The following is a 26432-nucleotide window of genomic DNA, read 5'->3' as shown; positions in this document are numbered from 1 at the left end:
TATGTATTCCAGTGAAGATGATTCTGCTTTTCTTTCTATCCGCTGAGTGGTATGAACATGAAAAAAGTCATGAATTTAAGGTAGATAGGCGAAATAATTGTAATTTTGCCCCATGAAAAATAAGTATAGTAATATGAAGAAGGCAGGATTGACAACCTTGGTATTGGCAGCGTTGCTGACAGCGTGTGGCAGCGACGACAAGAAAGCGGGTGAATTGTTTCAGCGTGCAGAACTTTCGTTTGCTGATGGAGACTATAGTCTGGCTAAATTGCAGATTGACAGTATACGTACTTTATATCCCAAAGCATTTGATGTCCGAAAATCAGCTGTGCGTCTTATGCAGCAGGTCGATTTGAAAGAGCAGCAGAAAACTCTGGTTTATCTGGATAGTGTAATGGCGGTGAAGCAGGCAGAGCTGGATTCAATAAAGGGACGTTTTGTGCTGGAGAAAGATACGGCTTATCAGGAGGTAGGCAATTATTTCTATCCAACTCAGGTTGTAGAGAAAAATATCGGACGTTCTTTCTTACGCGGACAGGTCAATGAATTGGGAGAAATGTCGCTGACTTCCATCTATTGTGCAGGAGGAAATATTCATCATACGGCAGTGAAAGTGACAGCCGGGGATTTGTTTGCCGAAACACCTGCTTCGCTGGATAGTTATGAAACCACCGATTTGGGAAAGGCTATTGAGAAAGCTGATTATAAATTGGGTAATGACGGAGGGGTAATAGCTTTTCTGGTTGCCAACCGTGATAAGAAGAATATCCGTCTGGAATTTATCGGCGACCGTAATTACAAGACTGTAATGCAACCTAATGATGTAAAGGCTATTGCTGAACTAAGCGAACTGGCCCGCATTCTGACAGGTATTGAAGAGATAAAGAAAGAACAGAAAGAGGCCAATCTGAAGATTCAGTTTGTTACCCGTAAAATAGAAGAGGCCGAAGAAGGTAAGGAGCAGGGTAAGGAAGGATGAAGACACTGATTGCAGGTATGATGGCATTGTTGCCATTAGGAGTGATGGCACAGGAAAAGCCGGAAGTAGATTTTGGGATAGACTTTACCAGTGCATATATCTGGCGTGGACAGGATTTAGGTGGAGTAAGTATACAGCCTGAGATTACGGTATCTTATAAAGGATTTTATTTGTCCGGATGGGGAAATGCTGGCTTCGATTCGGAAGATCCAAAGGAAATTGATTTGACTTTGGGCTACGAAACCGGTGGATTTTCTGTTTCGGTAACAGACTATTGGACGGCTGGAGATACAGGCTATTTTCACTATGGAGCTACGAATACATCGCATACTTTTGAAGCACAGGTTGGTTATGATTTCGGTTTCCTTGCATTAAACTGGTTTACTAATTTTGCCGGATATGACGGAGTAAATGCAGAGGGAAATCGTGCTTATTCATCGTATGTATCGCTGGAAGTTCCTTTCCGGTTAGGAGGATTCGAATGGACGGCAGAAGTGGGAGCCGTACCCTATGCAACCAATTTTTATAACGACGGAGTCAATGGATTTGCTGTATCGGATGTAGGATTGAAAGTACAGAAAGAGGTAGCGGTGACTGAACGCTTCTCTCTTCCTTTGTTTGCAAGAATCAGTTGGAATCCGGCTACAGAGGGAGCTTATTTTGCTTGTGGATTAAGTTTTTGATATATATCTGATGTCTCTTAAGAGTATGATATAAAAAAGATTTCCTTCGGAAAGAAGGAAATCTTTTTGTTTTTTGGATATTTAGCTTAGCAGCGTGCTGCTACCTTTCCCCAGTCTACCAAATGCCAGAACGCTTCAACGAATGCGGCGCGACGGTTTCTATAATCTATGTAATAGGCATGCTCCCATACGTCGATAACCAGTACAGGTTTCAGTCCCTGACGCAGTGGATTTCCTGCATTGCTTTCTGCTTTTATTGACAATTTACCTTCTGCATCGGCAACCAGCCATACCCATCCGGATCCGAACAATCCTACAGCTGCTTTGGAAAATGCTTCCTTAAAGGCTTCTACCGAACCGAAATCGCGTGTCAGCAAATCGGCCAGTGAGGCAGGTATGTCGGTCTGTGCCGGAGTCAGGCTTTGGAAGAAGAAAGTATGATTCCATGCCTGAGCTGCATTGTTGAATACAGGTCCTTCTGCCTTGCATACCATTTCTTCCAAAGTACTGTTTTCATAAGGTGTGCCTGGAATCAGTTTGTTCAGGTTGTCTACATAAGTCTGCAGGTGTTTGCCGTAGTGATAGTCTAATGTTTCTTTGCTCATGTGTGGAGCAAGTGCTTCCATCAGATAAGGAAGTTCGGGCATTGTGTGTGTCATAGTGTTTTGTATTTAAATGATTAGTAATATATATAGAACAAGCCGGCAGCAGTAAAAGTTTTATCTGCTACCGGAAAAGTCTCTATAATCTTTTCAAAGCTAGTTTGATGACTTGCTCTACGGTAGCTTCCGGAGTTTCTTTCAGAATGGCGGCAGTTACCTTTTGCGACGGAGCTTGCGGGAATCCCAACATGGTGAGTGCGGCTACAGCCTCTTCGTATATTTCGGAGTGAAGCATGGTATTTGCTGCTGTTCCAGTTTCTGCAGGCTGGATGCCGGTTGAGGCGATTTTGTCTTTCAGGTCGACAATGATGCGTTGCGCTGTTTTCAGTCCGATACCCTTTACCGTTTTCAGCAGTTTATCGTTTCCGCTGCTGATGACATTACACAGCTCCGACGGACTCAGTGCCGAAAGAATCATGCGGGCAGTGTTCCCTCCGATACCCGAAACGGTGATGAGTAAAAGGAAGAGCTCTCGCTCCTGCTTGGTAGCAAAACCATATAATATGTAGGCATCTTCGCGTATCGCTTCATAAATATAAAGCTTTACTTCCTTTTTTCCCTGAATGGCAGAAAAGGTGTTGAGCGATACATTGATGGCATAACCTACTCCGTTACATTCTACTACTGCTACCGCCGGAGTAATTTCGGTAAGTTCTCCTTTGATATATTCAATCATATTTTACTGATAAATTATAAATTCAATACAAAAATAACCATAAGAAAGTTATAAATTGTAAGTTGGGGCAGAATATTTTCAAAAACGTAGCCTATCTATTAGTTTAGAATGATTCTAATTCTGTATTTTTGCAATATCAAAATTCATCCCTCTTTTGTTATATAGATAAGAGGAAAAACAAATTAAGAGTATTCACTAAATAAAAGAAGAAATATGAAAAAAATTAGAGCAGCTGTAGTAGGTTACGGTAATATCGGTAAGTTTACAATTGAAGCACTGGAAGCTGCACCCGATTTCGAAATTGCAGGTGTGGTTCGTCGTCATGGCGCAGAAAACAAGCCGGCAGAATTGGCTAACTATCCGGTGGTAAAAGATATTAAGGAATTGCAGGATGTAGATGTAGCTATCCTTGCTACTCCAACTCGTAGCGTAGAAGAATATGCAAAACAGATTTTGGCTATGGGTATCAATACTGTAGACAGTTTCGACATCCATACACAGATTACTTCTTTGCGCCGTTCTTTGGACGAATCGGCTAAGGCTGGTAATGCGGTAGCCGTTATTTCTGCAGGATGGGATCCGGGAAGCGACTCTGTAGTACGTACATTGCTGGAAGCAATTGCTCCGAAGGGTATCACTTATACTAACTTTGGTCCGGGCCGTAGTATGGGACACTCTGTGGCTGTCCGTGCTATCGAAGGTGTAAAAGATGCATTGTCTATGACAATTCCTGTTGGTACTGGAATCCACCGCCGTATGGTATATGTAGAATTGGAAGAAGGTGCTGACTTCAAGACTGTAGAAGCTGCTATCAAAGCTGACCCTTACTTTGTAAACGACGAAACACACGTAATCCAGGTACCTTGCGTAGACGATTTGAACGACGTAGGTCACGGTGTGAACTTGGTTCGTAAGGGTGTATCAGGTAAGACTCACAACCAGTTGTTCGAGTTCGATATGAAGATCAACAACCCTGCATTGACAGCTCAGGTTTTGGTTTGCGTTGCTCGTGCTTCTATGCGCCAGAAACCGGGATGCTACACCATGATTGAAATTCCGGTAATCGACCTTTTGGCTGGCGACCGTGAAGAACTGATTGCACACTTGGTATAATCTCTATCTAGATAAAAATAGAAAACGCCACGAACGGTAGTCTCCGTTTGTGGCGTTTTTTTTGTGTATATATCTCGGAGTGCAAAGGAATTTTCTGCTTCTGTTTCTTTGCAAAAACGCGACTTGTATCGTGAGCTTATGATACAAGTATCGTTGGCCTTCGATACAAGTCACGTGAGCTCACGATACAAGTCGCGTTTTTAGAGGGTATATGATGAGTGCTGAGTGAAAATTCGCATCTTATCTTAAAAGTATTAGGAAAGAACTAGTACTTCTTTTGGAGGTTTGTTTGATTTTTGTAATTTTGGCAGATATTTTTATCAAACAAAGTTTTTTCCGGGGAATATGATGGATCCATTGATTTTGAAGCAATTGAGGGCGGGAGATGAAAAAGTCTTTCGTGAAATATACGACCGTCATTATGTACTTCTCTGTCGTTTTGCCAACCAGATATTGAATGATGCAGCACTTTCGGAGGAGATTGTAGATGATGTGATTTTTTACCTGTGGGAACATCGGAAAGAGGTAGAAATCACGTATTCTATACGTGCTTATCTGATGAAAGCTGTACGGAACCGTTGCCTGAATGAGCTGAATTCGAGGGCTCGTCGTGAAGAACTGCTTTTTTCCTCTTTTTTACTTCCTGAGAATATGGATTTTCTCGATACCTTATTTACTGAAACCGAACATCCGTTGGGAATGTTGTTGGAGCAGGAACTGGAGGATGAATTATACCGGAGCATTGAAGAACTTCCGGCAGAATGTCGTACCGTGTTCAAAAAAAGTCGGTTTGAGCAGAAGAAATATGAGGAAATAGCATTGGAATTGGGAATATCGGTCAATACCGTGAAATATCATATCAAGCAGGCACTGGCTTTTCTTCAGAAGCGTCTTGGAAACTATCTGAAGCTGTTGTTGGTGTATTTGTTTATGGAAATTTGATATTTTGTCTATCAAGAAAAACGAGGGAGAAAACAAGGTTTTTAGAGAAAAACGAAAAAAAATAATATTTTCACTACCCGCTTATTCATTTTTTTTGTCTTACCTATAAAAGCACTTGAATTATGCAGCACGATAAGCATACACAGATAGATGAATGGATTGTAGATTACCTGAATGGTACATTAGATCGGAATGCCTTCGACCGTTTGACACAATGGGCTTCGGAGACAGAAGAAAACCGTCGGTATATCCGTCAGCATTTGGAATTGTGGTTCGCTTCGGAAGAAGCAGCTAAAAATATCTCTTTTGATAAAGAAAAAGCATTTCAACGTTTTCTTGAGCGGACTGCCGTGGCTAAGGAAAATGAAATTCCTGTTGCAGATATACATGTGTTTGAAAAGAGAAAGGAGAGAGTATATTTCGGCTCTTGGAAAACTTACCTTCGGGTGGCAGCTGTGATACTGATTTTGTTGCTTCCGTTTGTAGGTTACTGGCAAGGCAAAGAAGCAGTCAGACATTCTTTTTCGGATATTGTGGTAGAAGCCCCTATGGGAGCCCGTACAAAATTGTATTTGCCTGACGGTACATTGGTGTGGCTGAATGCAGGTTCTCGTTTAGCCTATTCACAAGGCTTTGGGGTAGACGACAGACGGTTGAATATGGAGGGAGAAGGTTATTTTGAAGTTTCTCGTAATGAAGCGCTCCCATTCGAAATACAGACTCGTGAAGTCGGTTTGAAGGTGTTAGGAACCAAGTTTAACTTCCGTAACTATTCGGATGATGAAGAAGTGACTGTAAATTTGATGGAAGGAAAGGTATCTCTGCACAATGAAGTAAAATCAATGCCCGAACTTTATCTGGCACCCAATGAAAAAATGGTGATGAACAAGTTGACAGGAGAAATGATAAAAACACGTACCGATGCTTCTCGTTCCAATGTGTGGATAAATGATGAATTATTTTTTGATGAAGATTTACTGGAAGATATAGCCAAGCGTCTGATGCGGAGTTATGATGTGCAGATAGAAGTGGCCGATTCTTTGCGTGATCGTCGTTTCTATGGCAGTTTTACGGTGATGGGAAATACCATAGAAGAGGTCTTATCCACCATTGCTTCTACCAATCAGATGCGTTATCGTTACGAAAATGGAAAATACATATTATATTAATTAATTTGCATGAATGTTAAACCTTAAAAGCCTATTGCGTATGAAACATTGTAAAAAAACGGGATAAAAAACAAATCGGAGCATGTGGACACATCCTCCGATTGAATAGAAGTTGTTTTTGGGACGAAACAACTTAAATTTAGGACTTTACAAATATAGTAAATCCTTAATTCTTATCAATTAGAAATTATCTTTTTTAAACTTAAATCAGAAGAATTATGAGATCTATTAGTAAGGCTATGCTAATAGCCTCAACAGCCTTTTGCTTTCATTTATCGGCCTTCTCTCAAGATATATCGTTGAAAGTCAATGATGTGACGGTGAAAGAAGCAATGGAGCAGTTGAAAAAAACATCCGGTTATTCGTTCGTATTTTCTTCGAACGATGTGGATACCAAACAGCGTATTTCGATTTCGGCGGACAATGCTACATTGGATGAAGTAGTGAAACAGATACTGTCCGGACAACAAGGGGTCGGTTATGAAATTCAGGGGAAGAAAATTATAATTAAAAAAATACAGTCCGTTCAAAAACGGACTGGTAAGCGAACCAAGGTTACCGGTAAGGTTGTAGATGCAAAAGGGGAACCTGTTATCGGAGCAACAATTAGGGAAGACGGAACCTCAAACGGTACAATCACCGATTTCGATGGTAACTTTTCATTGGATGTATTTGCTAATTCGTTGTTGGAAGTTTCTTATGTAGGCTATAAGAGTCAGCAGCTGAGAGCCGATGCGAATGGAATACTGAATGTAACACTGAAGGAAGATACCGAAGTGTTGGATGAAGTCGTGGTAACTGCATTGGGTATCAAACGTAAATCGAAAGCGCTGGGCTATAATCTGACCGAAGTTAAATCGGATGAGATTACAGCTGTAAAAGATGCGAACTTTGTTAAGTCATTGGCTGGTAAGGTTGCCGGTTTGCAGATTAACAGTTCGGCTGCGGGTGTAGGTGGTAGTACCAAGGTCGTATTGCGTGGAGCCAAGTCTATTACTAAAGATAATAATGTACTTTATGTTATTGATGGCGTACCTTTGTTTAATACGAATTCTGGAAGTGTACAAGGTATGTTTGATCGTCCCGGAGGAGAAAGCATTTCCGATATTAACCCTGAGGATATTGAAAGTATGTCTGTATTGAATGGTCCTTCGGCGGCAGCTCTCTATGGTAGTAATGCAGCCAATGGTGCTATTTTGATTACAACAAAAAAAGGTGCAGCTGGAAAGGCAAAGATTACATTTACCCATGCTACTGATTTTATGAAGCCTTTTGTTACTCCTAAATTTCAGAATACTTATGGAAACTTGCCAGGGGAATATACGAGTTGGGGAGCCAAATTGGATCAGCCTTCCGATTATGATCCGTTGGATTTCTTCCGGACAGGATACAACGTATCTAATTCCTTTACTTTGTCTACTGGTACGGAGAAAAATCAGACTTTTCTGTCTTTAGGAACAAATAATGCAGAAGGTATTATGCCTGGCAATACCTATAACAGATATAATTTTACTATTCGAAATACGTCTAAACTCTTTAACGATAAAATTACACTTGATTTAGGGGCAAGTTATGTCAAACAGAATGATAAGAACATGGGTACACAGGGACAGTATTTCAATCCGTTGATTCCGTTGTATCTGTTTCCGCGTGGAGAAGACTTTGATAAAATCAGAACGTATGAGCGTTATGATGAAACCCGAAACATCTATACCCAGTACTGGCCTTATGGAGACGGAGGTACCAGTATGCAAAATCCTTATTGGATTATTAACCGTAATCTTTTCCTCGGGGATAAGGACCGATATATGTTTAATGCTGGTGTAACCTGGAATGTTGTTGATTGGTTTAATTTGTCTGCACGTGCCCGATTGGATAATGATATAAAAGTTTCAGAATCAAAATATTATGCGGGTACATCCGGTAAGTTTGCACAAGAAAAAGGATATTTTTCTCATGCTGAAACAACGAATATGCAGGCTTATGCCGATGTGATGGGTAATGTAAACAAGTCGTTTGGCGATTTTGATTTAACAGCTCATGTGGGTGCCAGTTTATCTCATTTGAAGCACAGCGAAATGGGGTACTATGGTCATTTGAAACAGATTCCTAATTTCTTTGCGGTAAAAAATGTGGATTTGAATGCAAGTGCTTCAGGAGTCAGTCACCAGCGTTATACAGATGTAACCCAGTCCATTTTTGCCAGTGCTGATTTGGGATACAAAAGTATGGCTTATCTGAGTGTAACAGCCCGAAATGACTGGGCTTCTGCTTTGGCTAATACTGAACAGCTTTCATTTTTCTATCCATCGGTAGGTGGTTCCGTGATCCTTTCAGAAATATTTAAAATGCCAAAGTGGATTACTTTCTTAAAGCTACGTGGTTCATACAGTGATGTAGGTTCTGCTATTCCCCGTTTCCTGTCTATTCCTACCTATCCATACGACAATCAGGGAATTCTTGGTACCATCACTCAGTATCCGGTAGGAAAACTTTATCCTGAAAAAACACGGTCTTATGAATTAGGAGTAAATTTCCGCACTTTTGAAAATCGTTTGAATTTGGATGTTACCTATTATAAGTCGAATACATACAACCAGACTTTTACCGCTCCTATTTCGGCTTCTACCGGTTATTCCAGTATTATTGTTCAAACAGGTAATGTGCGCAACTGGGGTATTGAAGCTTCGTTGAGTTATAGCGACACTTTTGGTAAAGATTTCTCTTGGGATTCCCAGTTGACCTTTTCTATGAACCGAAATAAGATTGTATCTTTAGTGGATGGATTCAATGACCCAATAACAGGATTGCCTCTCAATATGCCGGAAATGGAGTTTTCGAAGGCTGGTACTTATTTGATGAAGTTGGTTCCAGGTGGATCTATTGGTGATATTTATGCTACTAGTTTTTTACGTACCGATAATCAGGGAGATATATGGGTAGATCCAGGGAGCAATACTTTGGGAACTCCAGTAGATGAAACTATTAAGGTGGGAAATTCTAATCCTGATTATAATCTTGGTTTTCGCAATAGTTTCTCATGGAAAGGAATTAATTTGAGTTTCTTGCTCTCTGCTCGTATTGGCGGTGAAGTGGTTTCTGCTACTCAGGCTGCTCTCGACAATTATGGAGTATCGGAGGCATCTGCTATTGCTCGTGATAATGGAGGTGTACAGGTGAATAATGGTAAACTGGATGCACAGTATTTCTACCAATTTATCGGTGGAGGTGAAACCGGTATGATTTCACAATACGTGTATAGTGCTACTAATGTACGTTTGCAGGAGTTGACCTTGGGGTATACTCTTCCACGTGAATGGTTTAAAAATAAATTAGGATTGACGGTTTCTTTTATAGGAAGAAATCTGTGGATGATTTATAATAAAGCTCCATTCGATCCTGAACTGACTTCTTCTACCGGTACTTATTACCAAGGATTTGATTATTTTATGCAACCCAGTACACGTAACTTAGGATTTAGCGTAAAGTTTGACTACTAATTTATAATACGTATGAAAAAGACAAATTATGTAAAGCTCATAGCAGCTTCTATAATAATAGTATTTACCTCGTGTACAGGTCGTTTCGAGGAGTTTAATACTAATCCGGATGAGCCGACAGACGATATGTTGGATGGTGATAATTTTAAAGTAGGAGCTTTTTTCCCTACGATGCAAAATTGTGTAATACCCACTCATCCTCATCAGTTTCAGGTATCCCAAAATTTGGTAGGTGATGTGTATGCCGGTTATATGGCAGGTATTGGGGAGTGGAATCAAGGGAAAAATGGTACGACCTATGCCTATATCATTGACGACTGGACGGATATTCCGTTTAAGCAGACTTTCGTACAAGTGATTGGAGCGGATATGAATGTGCGCAAGCTGGTAGGAAACGATATAACTAATCCTACTGTGGCTCTCTCTACTATCATCAAAACGGCTTCAGTGCATCGTTTGTCCGATTTATATGGTCCACTTCCGTATTCAAAGATAGAAGTCGGTGGATCACTGAATATCGAGTACGATTCCCAAGAAGTATTGTACAAGAAGTTTTTGAGTGACTTGGATGAAGCCATCAATACCTTAACCGATTTTGTAACTCAATATCCTAACAGCCGCCCTTTGGAGGATTATGATTTGGTGTATGATGGTGACTATACCAAATGGATTCGTTTTGCAAATTCATTGAGATTGCGCATTGCCATGCGTTGTGTCTATGTAGACAATCAGTTGGCATATGAGCATGTGAAGAAGGCTTTAGAACATTCGGGCGGTTTAATTGAAAAAAATGACGATAATGCTGCTTTGAAAAGTGGGAAGGGTTTTATAATAAAGAATCCTATTCAGACTATGTGGGATACCTATTCTGATATTCGTATGGGAGCACTGATGCAGTCGTTTATGAATGGGTATGAAGATCCGCGTTTGAAAGTTTATTTCCAGCAGGCTACAATTAACGGAGCGACCGGATATTTTGGAATGCGTACAGGAGTGGCTGTAACAAATAAAACGAAGTGGAAAGACTTGTCTTCACCTGCCGGTCTGTTTACCGATCCAATTGTATGGTTTTCGGCGGCAGAAACTTCTTTTTTAAAGGCCGAAGCAGCCTTGCATTGGCCGGGTGATTTTGGCGGTGAAGAAGCTATGCAGACCGCTTACGAAGAGGGTATTCGTCTTTCGTTTGCCGAAAAGGGAGTGGACGGAGCCGATACTTATCTGCAAGATGATACGAAAACGGCTGTGAAATTTGTCAGCAAGATAGATGGAAGTCATTCCATCGAAGCGAAAAGCGATGTAACCATCAAATGGAATCCTTCTGACAGTGAAGAACGTAAGTTGGAGCGCATTATTACTCAAAAATGGATTGCCCTCTATCCTAATGGAGCGGAGGCTTGGTCGGAATACCGCAGAACTGGCTATCCGGCACAATATCAGGCTATCAATGACTATAGTAATGGTACAGTAGATGCCAAGATTGGTCCGCGCCGTATTCCGTTCCCGCCCTCAGAGAGACGTTTGAATCCTGAAAATATTGAAAAGGCAACCCAACTTTTGGGAGGACCCGATGAAGCCGGTACTCCGCTGTGGTGGGATAAAAAGAAACATTAATCTAAATATATTATCATATGAAAGCAAAATATATATTTGCCTCTTTATTGCTGGCATTGGGTGTCAATTTATTTGTGTCGTGTGACTCTTGGACCGAATTGGAGAATATTAAAATACAAGATGTAGAAGATAATTCTTCCTTGAATCCGAAATCGGAAGAATATTGGGAAAATTTGCGTGCCTACAAACGTTCGGACCATCAACTCTGTTTCGGGTGGTTTGGCTATTGGGATGGAGGAGTAGGGGCTTCTGGGCGTTCCAGTTTGTCCTCGGCTCCCGACTCTATTGATATTTTTTCGGTATTTGGTAAATATATGTTTAATCTGACTCCTGAGCAGATTGCAGATATGCGTTATGTACAGGAAGTAAAAGGTTCGAAGGTGGTATTCACTTTTCTGATGCAGAATGTGGGCTTTGGTTTTCCTCAGACACCGGAAGGGGTGATACAGTATGCCCATGCTCTGTGTGATACGGTCAGAAAGTATGGATACGATGGGATTGACTTAGATTATGAACCCAACTATGGAGGGGCTGGTTATTTCTCTGACAAAAAGGAAGTGGCTCGTTTTGTAAAGGAGTTGGGTAAGGAGTTAGGTCCTATGTCGGGAACAAATAAAGTGTTGTATCTGGATGGAGAGTATGATTATATATTGCCTGAGATCGTGCCTTACTTTAATTTGGCTATTTCGCAAGCTTATAATGCGACTAGCAATTCAACTTTGGATAACAGAATGAGAAAGGCGGTAGCGATAGGCTGGAAGCCCGAACAATTCTTGGTATGTGAGGAATTTCAGAAGTATGCCAGTACAGGAGGAGTGGATTTCCGTCTTCCCGATGGTACGGTTGTCCCTTCTTTGATAGGTATGGCAATGTGGCAACCCAAGGAAGGACGGAAAGGCGGTTGCGGTGCTTTCCATATGGAGTTTGATTATAATAATTATCCGGACTGGAAATATATCCGTGAAGCAATACAAATTATGAACCCTGCTGCTAAATAATTATTAAAGATGAAAAAATTATTTGTTTCTATATGTGCGGTAGCACTTTTCTGTCTGGCGGGATGCAAGGCAGAATACGATCCGATTACGGAAAATATTTACATTGCAGATGCAGAGAATGTAAACTATAAGCGATTGACTATAGATAATGAGGGAGGGAGTACTTCTTTCTCAGTGCGGATGTCGGCTCCCGCTCAGTCACAAGTGAAGGCAACCTTGCATAGCGATCCTGCTGTATTGGAGGAATATAACAAGTTGAATGGCACCAATTATCTTCCGTTGCCGGAACATTTGTATTCTTTGAGTGAGGAAGAGATAACGATTGAGCCGGGTAAACTTTCTGCTTCTCCAATCAAAATCAATATTAATCCCTTGGATGAAACGGTAAATGATGCCGATAAATATGCTATTCCGGTAAGTATTGCTGGAGTCAGTGGTACTTCTTTATTGGAGGCTTCTTCACATTTGGTTATTGTTTTAGATAGGGTGATTGTAACTAATATTCTAAAAAATGCAAAGTTTTCAAAATTTGAACTGCCTAGTGATACCGAAGCAGCAAAAGATATGAGTAAATGGACAATTGAGTTTTTGTTTCGAGTTGATCAATTGTATAGGAATCAGCAGTTATTCTGGGTAGATGACAGGAAAAATGTTAATAGTGTATTCGTGCGATTAGCTGAATTTGATCATCCGGTAGACGAACTTCAGTTTAAGCTAAATAATACCCCGTGCTATGGACCTACAAGGTATCAGGCAAATGTATGGCATCATGTTGCTATTGTGTATGATGGTGTTTCTTATCGAATATTTAAAGATGGTAAACTCGATTTGCAAATTGGAGCGGGAACAAATGCGGGGTTAACATGTTCATGGAGATATTTTGAGATTACGGCAAAGTCAATGAGTGAATTAAGAGTTTGGTCATGTGCCCGTACAGAGTCAGAGATTGCTAATAATATGTATGCGGTGAATCCTGATACAGAGTATCTGGAATTATATTGGAAAATCAATGAAGGAGAAGGTAGTGTAATACATGATTATGCTAAATATCACCATGATATGACAGCAACAGGCACTTGGGTTCCAGGACAACGCTTCCCTGAAAATATGGAATAATTTTTGTTTTATAAAAAAGAAAAGCCATGTTAGCTGAGGAAATGATTAAGCTAATGTGGCTTTCTTTAAAATAAGTATTTATTAGTAGAATATTATGTGGATTGGAGGTGTTGGGTATATAAATACCATAATACGATTTAATTCACTTACTTATCAATTTATTTATGAATTATCGAAAACTATTAACCTGCTGTATATGTATTTGTGGTTTTTCGACCTCTTTTTCTACTGTTCACAAACTATGGTATGAACAACCAGCTAATCTTTGGGTAGAGGCTCTGCCATTAGGTAACGGCCGAGTAGGTGCTATGATGTTCGGTAACCCTCATGAGGAGTGCTTTCAGCTTAATGAAGAGACTGTATGGGCAGGTTCTCCCTATAATAATACGAATTCTCAGGCAGCTGCTTATCTTCCTGAAATAAGAAAGTTGATTTTCGAGGGAAAGAATAAGGAGGCACAAGATTTGTGTGAGAAAGCTATTCTTGCTCCCAACAAGGCATACGGTATGCCGTATCAGACAGTAGGAAGTTTACAACTGACTTTTCCTGATATCGCATCGTATGATGACTATTATCGGGAGCTGGATATAGAAAAAGCTGTAGCAAAGGTAAAATTCATTTCTAAAGGTGTGGAGTTTGAACGGGAATCTTTTGTCTCGCTGGAAGATCAGCTATTGGTAGTCAGACTAAAAGCGTCAGAAAAAGGTAAGATAACTTTTTCTGCACGTTATCGTACTCCTTACGATCGGACAAATGTATCTGTTACTTCTGATGGGTTATTGCGCTTGGATGGGAAAGCCGACAGTCATGAAGGTATAGAGGGAAAGATACAGTTTACTACATTATTAGATGTAGATATACAGGGGGGAAAGCAAATACAGCAGGGGGATTCACTATTATATATAGAGGAGGCTGATGAGGCTACTCTTTACCTTTCTATCGGTACGAATTTTCTTAGTTATAAGGATGTATCAGGTAATTCAGAAGAAAAAGCTGCTTTTTATTTGAAGGGGAAAAGGTCGTTTGCTGAATTAAAGCAACGTCATGTCGCTCGCTATTCCAGCTTATTCGATAGAGTGAAACTGGATTTGGGACATACTTTGCAAGGTAATAAACCGACTGATGTTCGTATTAGGGAGTTTGCACAAGGAAACGATCCTGATTTGGTCGCTTTATTCTTTCAGTTCGGACGTTATTTGCTGATTTCATCTTCGCAACCTGGGGGACAGCCTGCTAACTTACAAGGAATATGGAATGAGAAAAGGTTGGCTCCTTGGGACGGTAAGTTTGCCAATGATATTAATATAGAAATGAATTATTGGCCTGCTGAAATTACCAATTTGTCAGAAATGCACCTACCATTCATTGATTTGGTTAAAAATACAGCTATACAGGGTAAGGAAACGGCTCAGATGTATGGTTGCAGAGGTTGGACCTTGCATCATATAACAGATATTTGGTGTGCGACGGGAGCAGTGGATCATCCGTATTATGGAGTATGGCCTACCTGTAATGCATGGTTTTGTAGTCATTTGTGGGAACGGTTCCTTTTTTCAGGAGATGTCTCTTATCTGAAAGAAATTTATCCACTTATGAAAGAGGCATGTCATTTTTATTTTGATTTTTTAGTAAAAGAACCTGCGCATGGGTGGCTTGTTGCAGCTCCATCTTATTCACCAGAAAACAGTCCCATGATAAATGGTAAACATTCTTCTGTATCGATAGCTGCCGGTGTAACGATGGATAATCAGATGATCTTTGATTTGTTTAGTAATACACTACAAGCTGCAACTTTATGCAATGAACATGAAAATTTTAAAGATAGTGTAAAGAATGTATTGTCTCAACTTCCACCGATGCAGATAGGCCGTTGGGGACAATTACAGGAATGGATGGATGATTGGGATGATCCGACAGATGATCATCGCCATGTGTCTCATCTGTGGGGAGTATATCCAGGCCGTCAAATTAATGGCTTTGATACACCGGAACTTTTTGAAGCAGCAAAGAAGTCTCTTCGGGCCAGAGGAGATCATTCTACCGGATGGTCGATGGGATGGAAAGTCTGTTTGTGGGCAAGATTCCTTGATGGAAATAAGGTATGGCAGATTTTGAAGGAGCAGCTTACTCCTACATTAGCACAAAAGGGAACACATGGAGGTACTTATCCTAATTTGTTCGATGCTCATCCTCCTTTTCAAATTGATGGTAATTTTGGAGCGACTGCTGGGATTGCTGAAATGCTGGTTCAAAGCCATGCGGGTGCAGTACATTTATTGCCTGCTTTGCCGGATGCTTTACCGGAAGGTGAGGTGAATGGACTTCGTTGCAGGGGTGGTTTTATTCTTGATAAACTTATCTGGGAGGATGGCAAGGTGAAGGAAACTCATATTATTTCTCAGAAAGGTGGTGTATTGCGTGTTCGTACCTCTGTTCCTTTGAAGTTAAAAAATGGTAGACTGAAAGAAGCAAAAGGAAATTGTCCCAATTCTTTTTTAGCAGCTCAACAAATAGCCTCTCCCCTTATTTCTAAAGAATGGAAAGGGGATAATGAGTATAGAACTCCCACATATTACGAATATGATATCAATACAGAAGTTGGAAAAACTTATGTGTTATTGCGATTATAATATAACGAAACAAACCTGCGAAGGCTTGCTTTTTTTCATAGATTGTTAAGGTTCAGAATGGGTGAGGAGAGTGCTCCTTTCCCATTTTGTTTTATTGGTTATTGAGGATAATATAAATAAAGTATGTCTAAAAACGTGACTTGTATCGTGAGCTTACGATACAAGTATCGTTGGCCTTCGATACAAGTCACGTGAGCTCACGATACAAGTCGCGTTTTTAGAGGGTATAAACTTTACTTTCCGGTTATGATTTCTATCTCTGTATTTCCCTGATGAGGTGCAAGGACTAAGGCTGTTTGTCGTCCTGCATACCTACCGTTAATTCTGATTTCCTTGATTGTATTTCCATTTCCGGTGCGTCTGATTCGGAGTGTTCCTTGCTGGTAACGTAAGTCGGAAATTGTTTCGAATCCGAAATGCTTCATCAGATAAGGGTTGGGAGTCAGTTGCAGTCCGTTTTCTGTGAATTGCAATCCCAAGATTCCCCGGAATACCATGCGCAGGAAACCTGTGGCCGACCAGGTCTGGTCGTGTATGGAGTCCCATTCGTAGTCTTTTCCGGTTTCATGTCCGGTCTGCCATCCTCCGCAGACTCTTCCTGTATACGTATCATAAATTTCGTAAAAGCAGGACTTGCTGTCTAAAACCAGATTGCATAGGTTCTCCAGTTCGAATACAAACTTATCTGCTCTTCCGGTTTGCAGAGCTGCATCTGCCCAGAATGCGTTGACAAACGGCCACACCAATACATTGTGTCTTCCAGGTCTTTGTTTGGAGAATCTTTTGAATGCGGGATAAACCGATGGCAATCCGTATGGACCTACATACGCTTTATCGACTATTTCTTTAGCTTCATTGGAATCTACAATCCCGAACATGATGGCAAATGCCATACCCAGTCCTTCTTGAAAATGATGTGTGTTTCCTTGTCCGTCGATGAGATAACTCAGCTGACAGGTAGCTGTGTTGAACAGATGTTTCCGTATAGCAGCTTTCAGAGTTTCTGCCTGCTGGCGATAGGTCTCAGCTTCTTGGGGAGATTCCAGTCTGTCGGCCATTTCCGCCATCAGTTGGTAGGCATGATAATAAATACAGTTTGTGCTGAGGCATTTGATAGGCTTGGCATTGGGGTAATCCAATACATAGCTGGAGGTGTTCTTGGGGTCGAAAATCGGCTCTTCGTATCCGGCTATTCCATCATTGAATACAGAGGGACCTGTAAACAGGCCATATTCAGAATCGAAGACTTCGTTTTCCAACTTTTGCATTGTATTTTTAGATGCAATATATGCCTGTTTCAGAAAAGCCTTGTCTTGAGTAGCCAGATAGTGGTCGTAGGCACCTGTTACCCAGATAATCTGATCCCAATACTGATGTCCGATTTGTGTCCTGTGGTTGGTAGTTACATGCCATAAAGAATATTCGGAAACTTCGGGTAGTAGCAGATTGGCGGCATTCCAAGTGTTGATTGAAATATCTCTTGTCCATTCTCCTCCATAAGAGCCTCCAGCCTTGATGATGCTGTCTTTTACATTTTTGTATAGGGTCTGTGTGGCAATTTGGAATACTTTATCCAGTTTCTCGTTGTGAGTGTCGAGCTGTTGTGCATGGCCTTGCATAGCAAGAATTCCGGCCAGAATAGCAGGGATGATGTGTTTTTTCATAATGTGTGTTTTCTGTTCTTTGTGAATGCAAAACTAATAGTTTTGGCTATAAAAGCAAACGGGCTCTTTGGAAAATATGAGTATAAAAAAACAAGGCTACCTCAAATCGATTGAGATAGCCCTTGTTCTGATTTATGAAGAAAAGTAGTTGTTATTTCTTGTGTGCTTCAACCCACTTGCGTGCGTTTACGAAAGCTTCCATCCACGGAGTGATCTGGTCTTCGTGTACACGGTCGAGTGGATAATATGCATTTTCCCACGGGAAGCAAGCACGTTCCAAGTGAGGCATCATTGCCAGATGGCGTCCGTCCTGACTTGCAATACCTGCTACGCTGTAGTCTGAACCGTTCGGATTGCCCGGATATTCGTCGTATGAGTATTTCAATACTACATTGTAGTGATCTTCCGGGTAAGGCAATGAGAATTTACCTTCTCCGTGTGCCACCCAGATACCCAGTTTCGAGCCGCTCAGCGAACCGAACATTACACTGCGGTTCATTGGTACGGTTACACCCAGGAAGTTAGATTCGAACTTGTGTGAATCGTTGTGCAGCATCTTGCCTTTTTTCTTGTCTTCCGGTGTGATAAGTCCCAGTTCCATCATCAGCTGGCAACCGTTACATACACCCAGTGACAAAGTATCCTCACGTGCGTAGAAGTTGTCGAGGGCTGCTTTTGCTTTCGGGTTGAACAAGAAGCTACCTGCCCATCCTTTTGCAGAACCCAATACGTCGGAGTTAGAGAAACCACCGCAATATACTACCATGTTGATATCTTCCAGTGTTTCACGTCCGCTAATCAAGTCGGTCATGGTTACGTCTTTCACATCGAAGCCTGCCAGATACAGCATGTATGCCATTTCGCGTTCGCCGTTGGTACCTTTTTCGCGGATGATAGCTGCCTTGATACCACTTGGAGTACGACGGTCTGGGTTGAGACCGAACTGCGACAACTTACCGGTAAATGATTTGTCGAATACCAATTCGATAGGTTGCTGCTTGTAGTTTTCGAAACGTTTCTTGGCACAGCCGTTCATGCTCTGCTTGCGGTCGAGCAGGTAAGAAGTAGAATACCATACATCACGCAGATAGTCGATACCGAACTGATAAGTTGCACCGTCTTTCGATACAAGAATGTGGCGTTCTTCGCTTGGAGTACCCAATTTGATATAACCTACACCTGCATCTTCCAGAATCTTCTTTACTTCTGCCTTATGCTTGTCGGCTACCTGAATAACGATACCCGGATTTTCTGCAAACAATACTTTTACGATATCGTGGTCTTTCAGCTTGTCGAGGTTGATTTCCATACCACCTTCTACGTTTGCAAAGCACATTTCCAGTAAAGTAGTAATCAAACCACCGGCAGAAATATCGTGACCTGCCAGAATCAATCCCTTGTTCACCAGTTCCTGAACAGCAAGGAATGCGTCGCGGAAGTATTCCGGATTCTGTACAGTAGGAACGTCGTCGCCTACCTTGTTCAATGACTGTGCAAAAGCAGAACCTCCCAGACGGAGCTGGTCGAAACTGAAGTCGATATGATAGAATGTAGATTTTGCTTTGTTTACCATTACCGGAGAAACTACCTTCTTGACATCAGAAACTTCACCTCCTGCAGAAACGATAACAGTTCCCGGGCTGATGATTTTCTCGCCGTTCGGGTATTTCTGAGTCATAGACAGAGAGTCTTTACCGGTCGGTACGTTAATCTGCAATTCGCAGCAGAAGTCAGACAAGGCTTTTACTGCAGTATACAGACGTGCATCTTCACCTTCCTGAGCACGGCAAGGCCACATCCAGTTGGCAGAAAGTGATACGCTGTCCAAGCCTTCTGCAAGCGGAGCCCATACCAGGTTGGTCAATGCTTCGGATACAGCCAATACAGAGCCGGCAGCCGGATTAGCCAAAGCAGCCTGAGGAGCGTGTCCCAATGCAGTAGCAATACCTTTTTCACCACGGTAGTCGAGAGCTACAACACCACAGTCGCTCAACGGCAACTGAAGCTCGCCCTGACACTGCTGGCGTGCAATCTTACCTGTTACAGAGCGGTCTACCTTGTTGGTCAACCAGTCTTTACAAGCTACTGCTTCCAACTGCAATACGCGGCTTACGTATTCGTTCAGTTTAGCAGGGTCGTAAGAAACATTTTCGTAATGACGTTCTACAGTCTTGTCTACCATGTAAGTCTTAGGAGACGAACCGAACATCTGGTCTACTGCCAGATCGAACGGACGTACACCGTCAGCTTGTTCGAAAGCAAAACGATGGTCACCGGTTGTTTCACCTACCACGTACATCGGAGCGCGTTCACGTTCTGCAATCTTCTGTACATGTTCGATGGCTTTTTCGTCGATAAGCAAGCCCATACGTTCCTGCGATTCGTTGGCAATGATTTCTTTTGCCGACAAAGTTTCGTCGCCGATAGGCAACTTATCCATATGAATCAATCCACCACAGTCTTCCACCAACTCAGACAGACAGTTTACGTGTCCTGCCGAACCGTGGTCGTGGATAGATACGATTGGGTTTTCATTTTCTTCGCAGAGTGCACGTACTACGTTGTAAGCACGTTTCTGCATTTCTGCATTGGCACGCTGGATAGCGTTCAACTCGATACCTGAAGAGTAGCGTCCGGTTTCTACAGAAGATACAGAACCACCACCCAAACCGATGCGGTAGTTGTCTCCACCCATTACTACTACTTTGTTACCTGCTTCAGGTGAGCCTTTCAGACAGTCACGCTGTGTACCGTATCCTACACCTCCTGCCAGCATGATTACTTTGTCGTATGCATACTTTTCGCCGTTTTCCTGGTGTTCAAAAGTAAGCACAGAACCACAAATCAGCGGTTGACCGAATTTGTTACCGAAGTCTGATGCACCGTTTGATGCTTTAATCAGAATCTGTTCCGGAGTCTGGTACAGCCATTTGCGGACTGGTAGAACATTTTCCCATTCACGTCCTTCTTCAGTGCGTGGATAAGAAGTCATGTACACTGCTGTACCGGCAATCGGCCATGAACCTTTACCACCACCCATACGGTCACGGATTTCTCCACCAGTACCGGTAGAAGCTCCGTTAAACGGTTCTACAGTAGTCGGGAAGTTGTGTGTTTCGGCTTTAAGCGAAATTACAGTCTTGATATCTTTGATTACGAAATAGTCGGAAGTAGAGTGATCCTGTGGAGCGAACTGTTCTACTACCGGTCCTTCTGCAAAAGCAACGTTGTCTTTGTATGCAGAAATAATTTTGTTCGGGTTTTCCTGAGTCGTTTTTTTGATCATTTGGAACAGTGAAGACTCCATTTCCTGTCCGTCGATGATGAATGTTCCCCCAAAGATTTTGTGACGACAGTGTTCGGAGTTAATCTGTGCGAAACCGAAAACTTCGGAATCAGTCAGTTTACGTCCCAAGTCTTTTTCTACCTTCATCAGGTAGTCCATTTCTTCGCGTGAAAGAGCCAGACCTTCTTTTTCATTGTATTCTTCCAGGTTGTCAATATATACAATGGGCTGCGGTTTGATGTCTACATCAAAGATTGTTTGGTCGAGTCCTTTGTACATACGTTGCAACATCGGGTCGTAATCGGCATTTTCATCCTTTACAGGGAAATACTCTTCAATTCGGTGGATACCGTTGATGCCCATATTTTGGGTGATTTCAACCGCATTGGTACTCCACGGAGTTATCATTTCGCGGCGTGGACCGATGAAATAACCTTTCAGATTATCTTCTGTTTCGAGAGTGGCTTCGCTATAAAGCCAACACAGTTTGTTGATGTCCTCAGCATGAAGCTCCTGATTGCATGCTGTGGCAATTACGCTGTTAGTGGGTGTTCTGAAAAATAGAATCATAGCACTTATAGATTATTAATATATAGTTCGAACTTACTAATGCCTTGCAAAGGTACGGAAATTCTGTGGAATAACCGCGCCGAAATGCAGATTAGTGTGTGTGATTTGCTTTGCGTTGGGCTTGTATAGATGCATAACTTGAATTTGTATGAAAAAGGTAATATGTAAAATGTGTGATATAAATGTTTCATTTCTATGAAAAATAGGGGTTGCTTGAAGGAAATACGGTAATGAAGATATACTGATAAGATTAGAAATGGTACTTTTAAAGTCAAAAAAAATGTATGAAAAAGATATGGATTATAATGGCCCTATGTCTGTTTTCCGGAATGGTATGGGCCCAAAGTGCAAAGGACGAGATTAAGAGAAATCAGGATTTGTCTGCCGGAAAGTATTATGCTTATCAGGTACCTGATGTTACATTGACAGAAGCTCCAGAAGGTTATGAGCCTTTTTATATTTCGATGTTTGCACGTCATGGTTCACGTTATCTGACAAAACAGAAAAAGTATGATAGACCTCTGGCTGTACTAAGAGAAGCGAAACGTTGTGGTGCATTGACTAAAGAGGGGAAAAAGGCTTTAGAGATAATAGAGAGTTTGGCAAAGGAGGCCGAAGGACGTTATGGGGAACTTACTCCTAAAGGAGCGCAGCAGCATAGAGATTTGGTAGCAAGAATGTTTCATCGTTATCCTTCTGTCTTTACAGACGGTGTGCATGTAGATGCTCGTTCTACTTATAAAACGCGGGCATTTTTGTCGATGGCTGCAGCTTGTGTGGAACTGAAAGGGTTAAATCCTGCTTTGGATATTACAATGGATGCCAGTGAGCATGATGCCTATTATATAAAGTATAAGAATCCGGCATATGAAGAAATGCATCTTTCCGAAATGGATGAAGTCTACCGTCTGGCAGACAGTGTCTATATACATCCGTCTCATCTTATGAAGACTTTATTCAACAATCGGAAATATGCCGATTCAATCGATTCTGTCACCTTAATGAAAGATTTATTCGAGTTACATGGAATCAGTCAGAGTAGTTATGGGCAGAAAGATTTGTCTTTCCTCTTTACTTTGGATGAAAAATATGACATGTGGCAAAGAAATAATTTCGAATGGTATTATGAGAAAGGAGCTTCTCCGTTGAGTGATGCCTGTATGTATAAATTGGAGCGTAACTTGCTTGAGAATTTTGTGGTGACAGCCGATTCTGTGATCGCTTCAGGACATCCTGCTGCTACATTGCGTTATGGACACGATACAAATTTGGCTCCATTGACAGTACTGATGGGTATTGATAATTTATCAGCATCCACGTCCGACTGGCAGAAAATAGCAGATACTTTCCGTACTTACCGTATTATTCCGATGTGTGGAAATGTTCAGTTGATTTTTTATCGGAAAAAGAAGAATCCGCAAGATGTTATTGTAAAGTTGTTGCTTAATGAGCGTGAGGTTACACTTCCAATGGTAAAAACAGATATTGCTCCTTACTATCATTGGAAGGATGTAAAAGATTACTGGCTGCGGACAGTAAACAGCATAACACTTCCGGCTTGCGAAAGAGATTCGGAATAATATCGGAGAGGGTGGTTTCTTTTTCCATGAAATTGATACCTTTTCGTTTTTATTTCAATGATATTTTCTTGATGTGAGCATACACTTGGAAAAATCAATATGTCTATGGAGTCTGTAATACTGATATAATAATTATAATCGCCATGATAAAAGCCTTTATCTGAGGTTGCACTTGGAAAGAAATTTCTTGTGCTCCAATTCGATAAAGGCTTTCTTTTTGAGCTTTTCTCATTTATAGGTTAATAATAAATCTGATTTTGGGAGGTAGGATGTAATAATTTTGTAAAACAAATGTGATGAATTTTTAAATAACCTGAAAAGACTATGAAACTGGAATAGTCGACCTTTGTCGCAGTATTTAAAAGATTATAATTATAAAAGCAATGAAAAAAACTTTTAGGGTAGCAGCGATGCTGTTTCTTTCTGCGGCATCTTTAAATGTAGCATGGTCTGAAAATAATGTGGTTTCTCCAGAGTTGGGAGTAATACGTGGACGTGTGGTGGATGCTGGCAAGCATGTTTTGCCGGGAGCATCTATTTATGTAGAAAACTTGAAAACTGGAGTAATCAGTGATATGGATGGTTTTTATACACTTCCCAATCTGAAACCAGGCACTTATAAAATTAAAGTTACTTATGTAGGATATGCTCCCACCGAAATGACAGTGACAGTTCCGGAAGGAAAGACTTTGGAAAAAACAATTATACTGAAAGAGGGATTGGAACTTCAGGAAGTAAGCGTGAAGGGTGTATTCACCGGACAGAGAAAAGCATTGAATGCACAGAAAAATAAAATGGGAGTTGTAAATGTTGTATCTGCCGACCAAGTAGGTAAATTCCCTGATTCCAATATTGGTGATGCTTTGAAACGTATCAGTGGTATCAATGTACAGTACGACCAGGGTGAAGCTCGTTTCGGTCAGGTTCGTGGTACATCTGCCGATTTGAGTTCTGTGACAATCAACGGTAACCGTCTTCCTTCTGCAGAAGGAGATGTGCGTAATGTTCAGTTGGACCTGATTCCTTCTGATATGGTACAGACTATAGAAGTAAATAAGGTAGTTACTTCTGATATGGATGCAGATGCCATTGGTGGTTCTATCAACTTGATTACAAAGAGTACTCCTTATAAGAGAGTGTTGAATGCAACAGCCGGTACAGGATATAACCCTGTAAGTAAAGATGCACAGATGAACTTTGGATTTACTTACGGTGACCGTTTCTTTAACGATAAACTGGGTGTGATGGCTGCTGTTTCTTATCAGAATGCACCTATTGGTTCGGATGATGTGGAATTTGAATACGATCGTGACGAAGAAACAGGTGAAGTTTTCATTACAGATGCTGAAACTCGTCAGTATTACGTAACCCGTCAGCGACAGAGTTATTCATTGGCATTGGATTATAACTTCAACCCCAATCATAAACTGACATTCAAGAGTATTTATAACCGTCGTCATGACTGGGAAAATCGTTATCGTATTTCTTACAAAGATTTGGATGCTGCTGCCGATGGAGAAGCTAAAGTAGAAGTTGAAACAAAAGGTGGTTCGTCGGATAATCGCAATGCTCGTTTGGAATTGCAGCAGACAATGGATTATTCATTGGAAGGTGAACATTTGTTTGGAAAACTGCAGATGGACTGGGGAGCTTCATATGCCCGTGCAAGTGAAGACCGTCCGGAAGAACGTTATTTCAATTTGAAGCAGAAAGACATTTCTCTGGATGTGGTAAATGCCGGTACTCGTTTCCCGTATGTCACCAACTTGATAAATACAAGAGAAGGTGAATGGGAGGTAGATGCATTGACAAATTCAAATCAGAAAATTCATGAAGATGATGCTAAGTTTCATTTGAATTTCGAACTTCCCTTGGCTTCCGGTTTATATGGCAATAAATTGAAATTCGGTGCAAAATATGTGCGTAAGTCTAAAACAAAAGATATAGAAGCTTACGATTACAAAGATGCGTATGGAGAAACCAATACTGATTATTTGAATCATTTGGCTTATCAGGTACGTGATGGATATATGCCGGGAGCACAATATAAAGGTACTGATTTCGTGAAAAAAGAATACCTGGGAGATATGAACTTTGCTTCTATGGAAGGTGAACGCTTGTGGGAAGAATCTTCTGGTAACTATGATGCAACCGAAAGTGTTACTTCTGCATATGTTCGCTTTGACCAGAATCTGGGAAAACGTCATCAGTTGGTATTGGGTCTGCGTATGGAAGCTACCAACTTGAAATATAGCGGATGGAACTGGTTGAAACCGGCGGATGGTGATGAATCACTGGAGCCTACTGGTGAAAGAAAGAACAATTATGTAAACTTCTTGCCAAGTGTGTTGTATAAGTTTGATGTAAACGATGACTTGAAGTTGCGTGCTTCGTTCACCGAAACATTGGCAAGACCGAAATATTCTGCATTGGTTCCGAATGTAGCATTGGATTTGGATGATGAAGAAATTGTTATTGGTAACCCTGATTTGACTCCGACCATTTCGTATAACTTCGACTTGAGTGCAGATTATTACTTCAAGAGTATTGGTCTTGTATCGGCTGGTTTGTTCTACAAACGTATCGATGACTTTATCGTAGATCAGCGTACTCGTGGCGGTTATCCTGGATACGAAGATGTGAACTTTAAAATTACTCAGGCTGTAAACGGTGGTGATGCTGACTTGTTTGGTGTAGAATTGGCTTATCAGCGTGACTTCGGATTCATTGCTCCGGCATTGAAATGTGTAGGTTTCTATGGTAACTATACTTATACTTATACCAATGTGAAGAACTTCAATTTCGAAGGTCGTGAAAACGAAACCGGACTTAGCTTGCCGGGTTCACCGGAACATACAGCAAACCTTTCACTGTATTTCGAGAAAAAAGGATTTAACTTACGTCTGTCTTATAATTATGCTTCTGCCTTTATTGATGAAATGGGCGAACATGCAGAATTGGATCGTTACTACGATGCTGTAAATTATATGGATTTGAATGCAGGCTATACTTTTGGAAAGAAAGTGAAATGTACAGTGTATGCAGAAGCTACCAACCTTTTGAATCAGCCTTTACGTTACTATCAGGGAACAGAAGAACGTACCATGCAGGCAGAATATTATGGTGTAAAAGCTAATGCAGGTATTAAAGTAAGTTTCTAATTTCGAATTGAGACATTTGTAAAACATAGTAATCTCTCTGCAAAACTTATTTTCGTATGAGTTTTGTGGAGAGATCATACAATTTATAATAA

The 26432-nt window shown here is 41.1% G+C and carries 16 protein-coding genes; 12 read left to right on the top strand and 4 right to left on the bottom strand.

Annotated elements, in window-relative coordinates; translation table 11 throughout:
• Positions 1 to 133: 133 nt before the first annotated feature.
• Together O6P32_RS09970 and O6P32_RS09965 are read left to right on the top strand one after the other, a co-directional pair.
• On the top strand, positions 134 to 979 hold the full coding sequence (locus tag O6P32_RS09970; protein WP_269878375.1) for a hypothetical protein: 846 nt from the start codon (positions 134 to 136) through the stop codon (positions 977 to 979).
• Positions 976 to 1662, top strand: a complete 687-nt coding sequence (locus tag O6P32_RS09965) for a hypothetical protein (protein WP_269878327.1) — start codon at positions 976 to 978, stop codon at positions 1660 to 1662. Before O6P32_RS09970 ends, O6P32_RS09965 begins: the two co-directional genes overlap by 4 nt.
• An 86-nt stretch (positions 1663 to 1748) precedes the next feature.
• Here O6P32_RS09965 and O6P32_RS09960 read toward each other — a convergent pair whose 3' ends face one another.
• A complete protein-coding gene (locus O6P32_RS09960; protein WP_269878326.1) occupies positions 1749 to 2321 on the bottom strand; it encodes a superoxide dismutase in 573 nt (190 codons plus the stop codon).
• Positions 2322 to 2403: 82 nt separating this feature from the next.
• On the bottom strand, positions 2404 to 3000 hold the full coding sequence (ruvA, locus tag O6P32_RS09955) for a Holliday junction branch migration protein RuvA (protein WP_269878325.1): 597 nt from the start codon (positions 2998 to 3000) through the stop codon (positions 2404 to 2406).
• Between the two features lie 213 nt (positions 3001 to 3213).
• Between ruvA and O6P32_RS09950 the strand changes: the two genes are divergently transcribed.
• The 8 genes from O6P32_RS09950 to O6P32_RS09915 all read left to right on the top strand — a co-directional run bounded on the left by O6P32_RS09950 (position 3214) and on the right by O6P32_RS09915 (position 16079).
• A complete protein-coding gene (locus O6P32_RS09950) occupies positions 3214 to 4113 on the top strand; it encodes a diaminopimelate dehydrogenase (RefSeq protein ID WP_178265971.1) in 900 nt (299 codons plus the stop codon).
• Positions 4114 to 4458: 345 nt separating this feature from the next.
• Positions 4459 to 5055: an RNA polymerase sigma-70 factor gene (locus O6P32_RS09945; protein ID WP_408636060.1), complete on the top strand. Its 597-nt coding sequence runs from the start codon at positions 4459 to 4461 to the stop codon at positions 5053 to 5055.
• Positions 5056 to 5177: 122 nt separating this feature from the next.
• Positions 5178 to 6224 (top strand): FecR family protein, encoded by a 1047-nt coding sequence (locus tag O6P32_RS09940; protein ID WP_269878322.1) that lies wholly within the window; start codon positions 5178 to 5180, stop codon positions 6222 to 6224.
• Between the two features lie 218 nt (positions 6225 to 6442).
• On the top strand, positions 6443 to 9724 hold the full coding sequence (locus O6P32_RS09935; protein WP_269878321.1) for a TonB-dependent receptor: 3282 nt from the start codon (positions 6443 to 6445) through the stop codon (positions 9722 to 9724).
• Between the two features lie 12 nt (positions 9725 to 9736).
• Complete coding sequence (locus O6P32_RS09930; protein ID WP_269878320.1) at positions 9737 to 11335, top strand: SusD/RagB family nutrient-binding outer membrane lipoprotein; 1599 nt, start codon at positions 9737 to 9739, stop codon at positions 11333 to 11335.
• 17 nt (positions 11336 to 11352) lie between these two features.
• Entirely contained in the window at positions 11353 to 12333 is a 981-nt protein-coding gene (locus tag O6P32_RS09925) for a glycoside hydrolase family 18 (protein ID WP_269878319.1), read from the top strand.
• A 9-nt stretch (positions 12334 to 12342) separates the two neighbouring features.
• Positions 12343 to 13449: a BT_3987 domain-containing protein gene (locus O6P32_RS09920; RefSeq protein WP_269878317.1), complete on the top strand. Its 1107-nt coding sequence runs from the start codon at positions 12343 to 12345 to the stop codon at positions 13447 to 13449.
• Positions 13450 to 13613: 164 nt separating this feature from the next.
• Positions 13614 to 16079: a glycoside hydrolase family 95 protein gene (locus tag O6P32_RS09915; protein ID WP_269878316.1), complete on the top strand. Its 2466-nt coding sequence runs from the start codon at positions 13614 to 13616 to the stop codon at positions 16077 to 16079.
• Positions 16080 to 16312: 233 nt separating this feature from the next.
• Here the strand turns inward: O6P32_RS09915 and O6P32_RS09910 are convergent, their stop codons facing one another.
• Together O6P32_RS09910 and purL are read right to left on the bottom strand one after the other, a co-directional pair.
• Complete coding sequence (locus O6P32_RS09910) at positions 16313 to 17743, bottom strand: MGH1-like glycoside hydrolase domain-containing protein (RefSeq protein WP_269878315.1); 1431 nt, start codon at positions 17741 to 17743, stop codon at positions 16313 to 16315.
• A gap of 151 nt (positions 17744 to 17894) precedes the next feature.
• The gene (purL, locus tag O6P32_RS09905; protein ID WP_178265969.1) at positions 17895 to 21599 is read right to left on the bottom strand and encodes a phosphoribosylformylglycinamidine synthase; all 3705 of its coding nucleotides are present in this window, start codon (positions 21597 to 21599) and stop codon (positions 17895 to 17897) included.
• Positions 21600 to 21883: 284 nt separating this feature from the next.
• Between purL and O6P32_RS09900 the strand changes: the two genes are divergently transcribed.
• Positions 21884 to 23179 carry a histidine-type phosphatase gene (locus O6P32_RS09900; protein WP_269878314.1) on the top strand — a complete coding sequence of 432 codons (1296 nt, stop codon included), beginning with the start codon at positions 21884 to 21886 and terminating at the stop codon, positions 23177 to 23179.
• A gap of 383 nt (positions 23180 to 23562) precedes the next feature.
• Entirely contained in the window at positions 23563 to 26340 is a 2778-nt protein-coding gene (locus O6P32_RS09895; protein WP_269878313.1) for a TonB-dependent receptor, read from the top strand.
• Positions 26341 to 26432 lie beyond the last annotated feature (92 nt).

The organism is Phocaeicola acetigenes, assembly GCF_027529745.1.
In the GTDB taxonomy this organism is placed as follows: domain Bacteria; phylum Bacteroidota; class Bacteroidia; order Bacteroidales; family Bacteroidaceae; genus Phocaeicola; species Phocaeicola acetigenes.
This window is presented reverse-complemented; position numbering and strand designations above follow the sequence as displayed.

Excerpts from the sequence above, each read along its gene's own strand:
- O6P32_RS09895 (WP_269878313.1), top strand. The coding sequence starts at position 23,563 with ATGAAAAAAACTTTTAGGGTAGCAGCGATGCTGTTTCTTTCTGCGGCA.
- O6P32_RS09930 (WP_269878320.1), top strand. The coding sequence starts at position 9,737 with ATGAAAAAGACAAATTATGTAAAGCTCATAGCAGCTTCTATAATAATA.
- O6P32_RS09915 (WP_269878316.1), top strand. The coding sequence starts at position 13,614 with ATGAATTATCGAAAACTATTAACCTGCTGTATATGTATTTGTGGTTTT.
- purL (WP_178265969.1), bottom strand. The coding sequence starts at position 21,599 with ATGATTCTATTTTTCAGAACACCCACTAACAGCGTAATTGCCACAGCA.
- O6P32_RS09970 (WP_269878375.1), top strand. The coding sequence starts at position 134 with ATGAAGAAGGCAGGATTGACAACCTTGGTATTGGCAGCGTTGCTGACA.
- O6P32_RS09900 (WP_269878314.1), top strand. The coding sequence starts at position 21,884 with ATGAAAAAGATATGGATTATAATGGCCCTATGTCTGTTTTCCGGAATG.
- O6P32_RS09920 (WP_269878317.1), top strand. The coding sequence starts at position 12,343 with ATGAAAAAATTATTTGTTTCTATATGTGCGGTAGCACTTTTCTGTCTG.
- ruvA (WP_269878325.1), bottom strand. The coding sequence starts at position 3,000 with ATGATTGAATATATCAAAGGAGAACTTACCGAAATTACTCCGGCGGTA.
- O6P32_RS09960 (WP_269878326.1), bottom strand. The coding sequence starts at position 2,321 with ATGACACACACAATGCCCGAACTTCCTTATCTGATGGAAGCACTTGCT.
- O6P32_RS09925 (WP_269878319.1), top strand. The coding sequence starts at position 11,353 with ATGAAAGCAAAATATATATTTGCCTCTTTATTGCTGGCATTGGGTGTC.
- O6P32_RS09945 (WP_408636060.1), top strand. The coding sequence starts at position 4,459 with ATGATGGATCCATTGATTTTGAAGCAATTGAGGGCGGGAGATGAAAAA.
- O6P32_RS09935 (WP_269878321.1), top strand. The coding sequence starts at position 6,443 with ATGAGATCTATTAGTAAGGCTATGCTAATAGCCTCAACAGCCTTTTGC.
- O6P32_RS09940 (WP_269878322.1), top strand. The coding sequence starts at position 5,178 with ATGCAGCACGATAAGCATACACAGATAGATGAATGGATTGTAGATTAC.
- O6P32_RS09965 (WP_269878327.1), top strand. The coding sequence starts at position 976 with ATGAAGACACTGATTGCAGGTATGATGGCATTGTTGCCATTAGGAGTG.
- O6P32_RS09950 (WP_178265971.1), top strand. The coding sequence starts at position 3,214 with ATGAAAAAAATTAGAGCAGCTGTAGTAGGTTACGGTAATATCGGTAAG.
- O6P32_RS09910 (WP_269878315.1), bottom strand. The coding sequence starts at position 17,743 with ATGAAAAAACACATCATCCCTGCTATTCTGGCCGGAATTCTTGCTATG.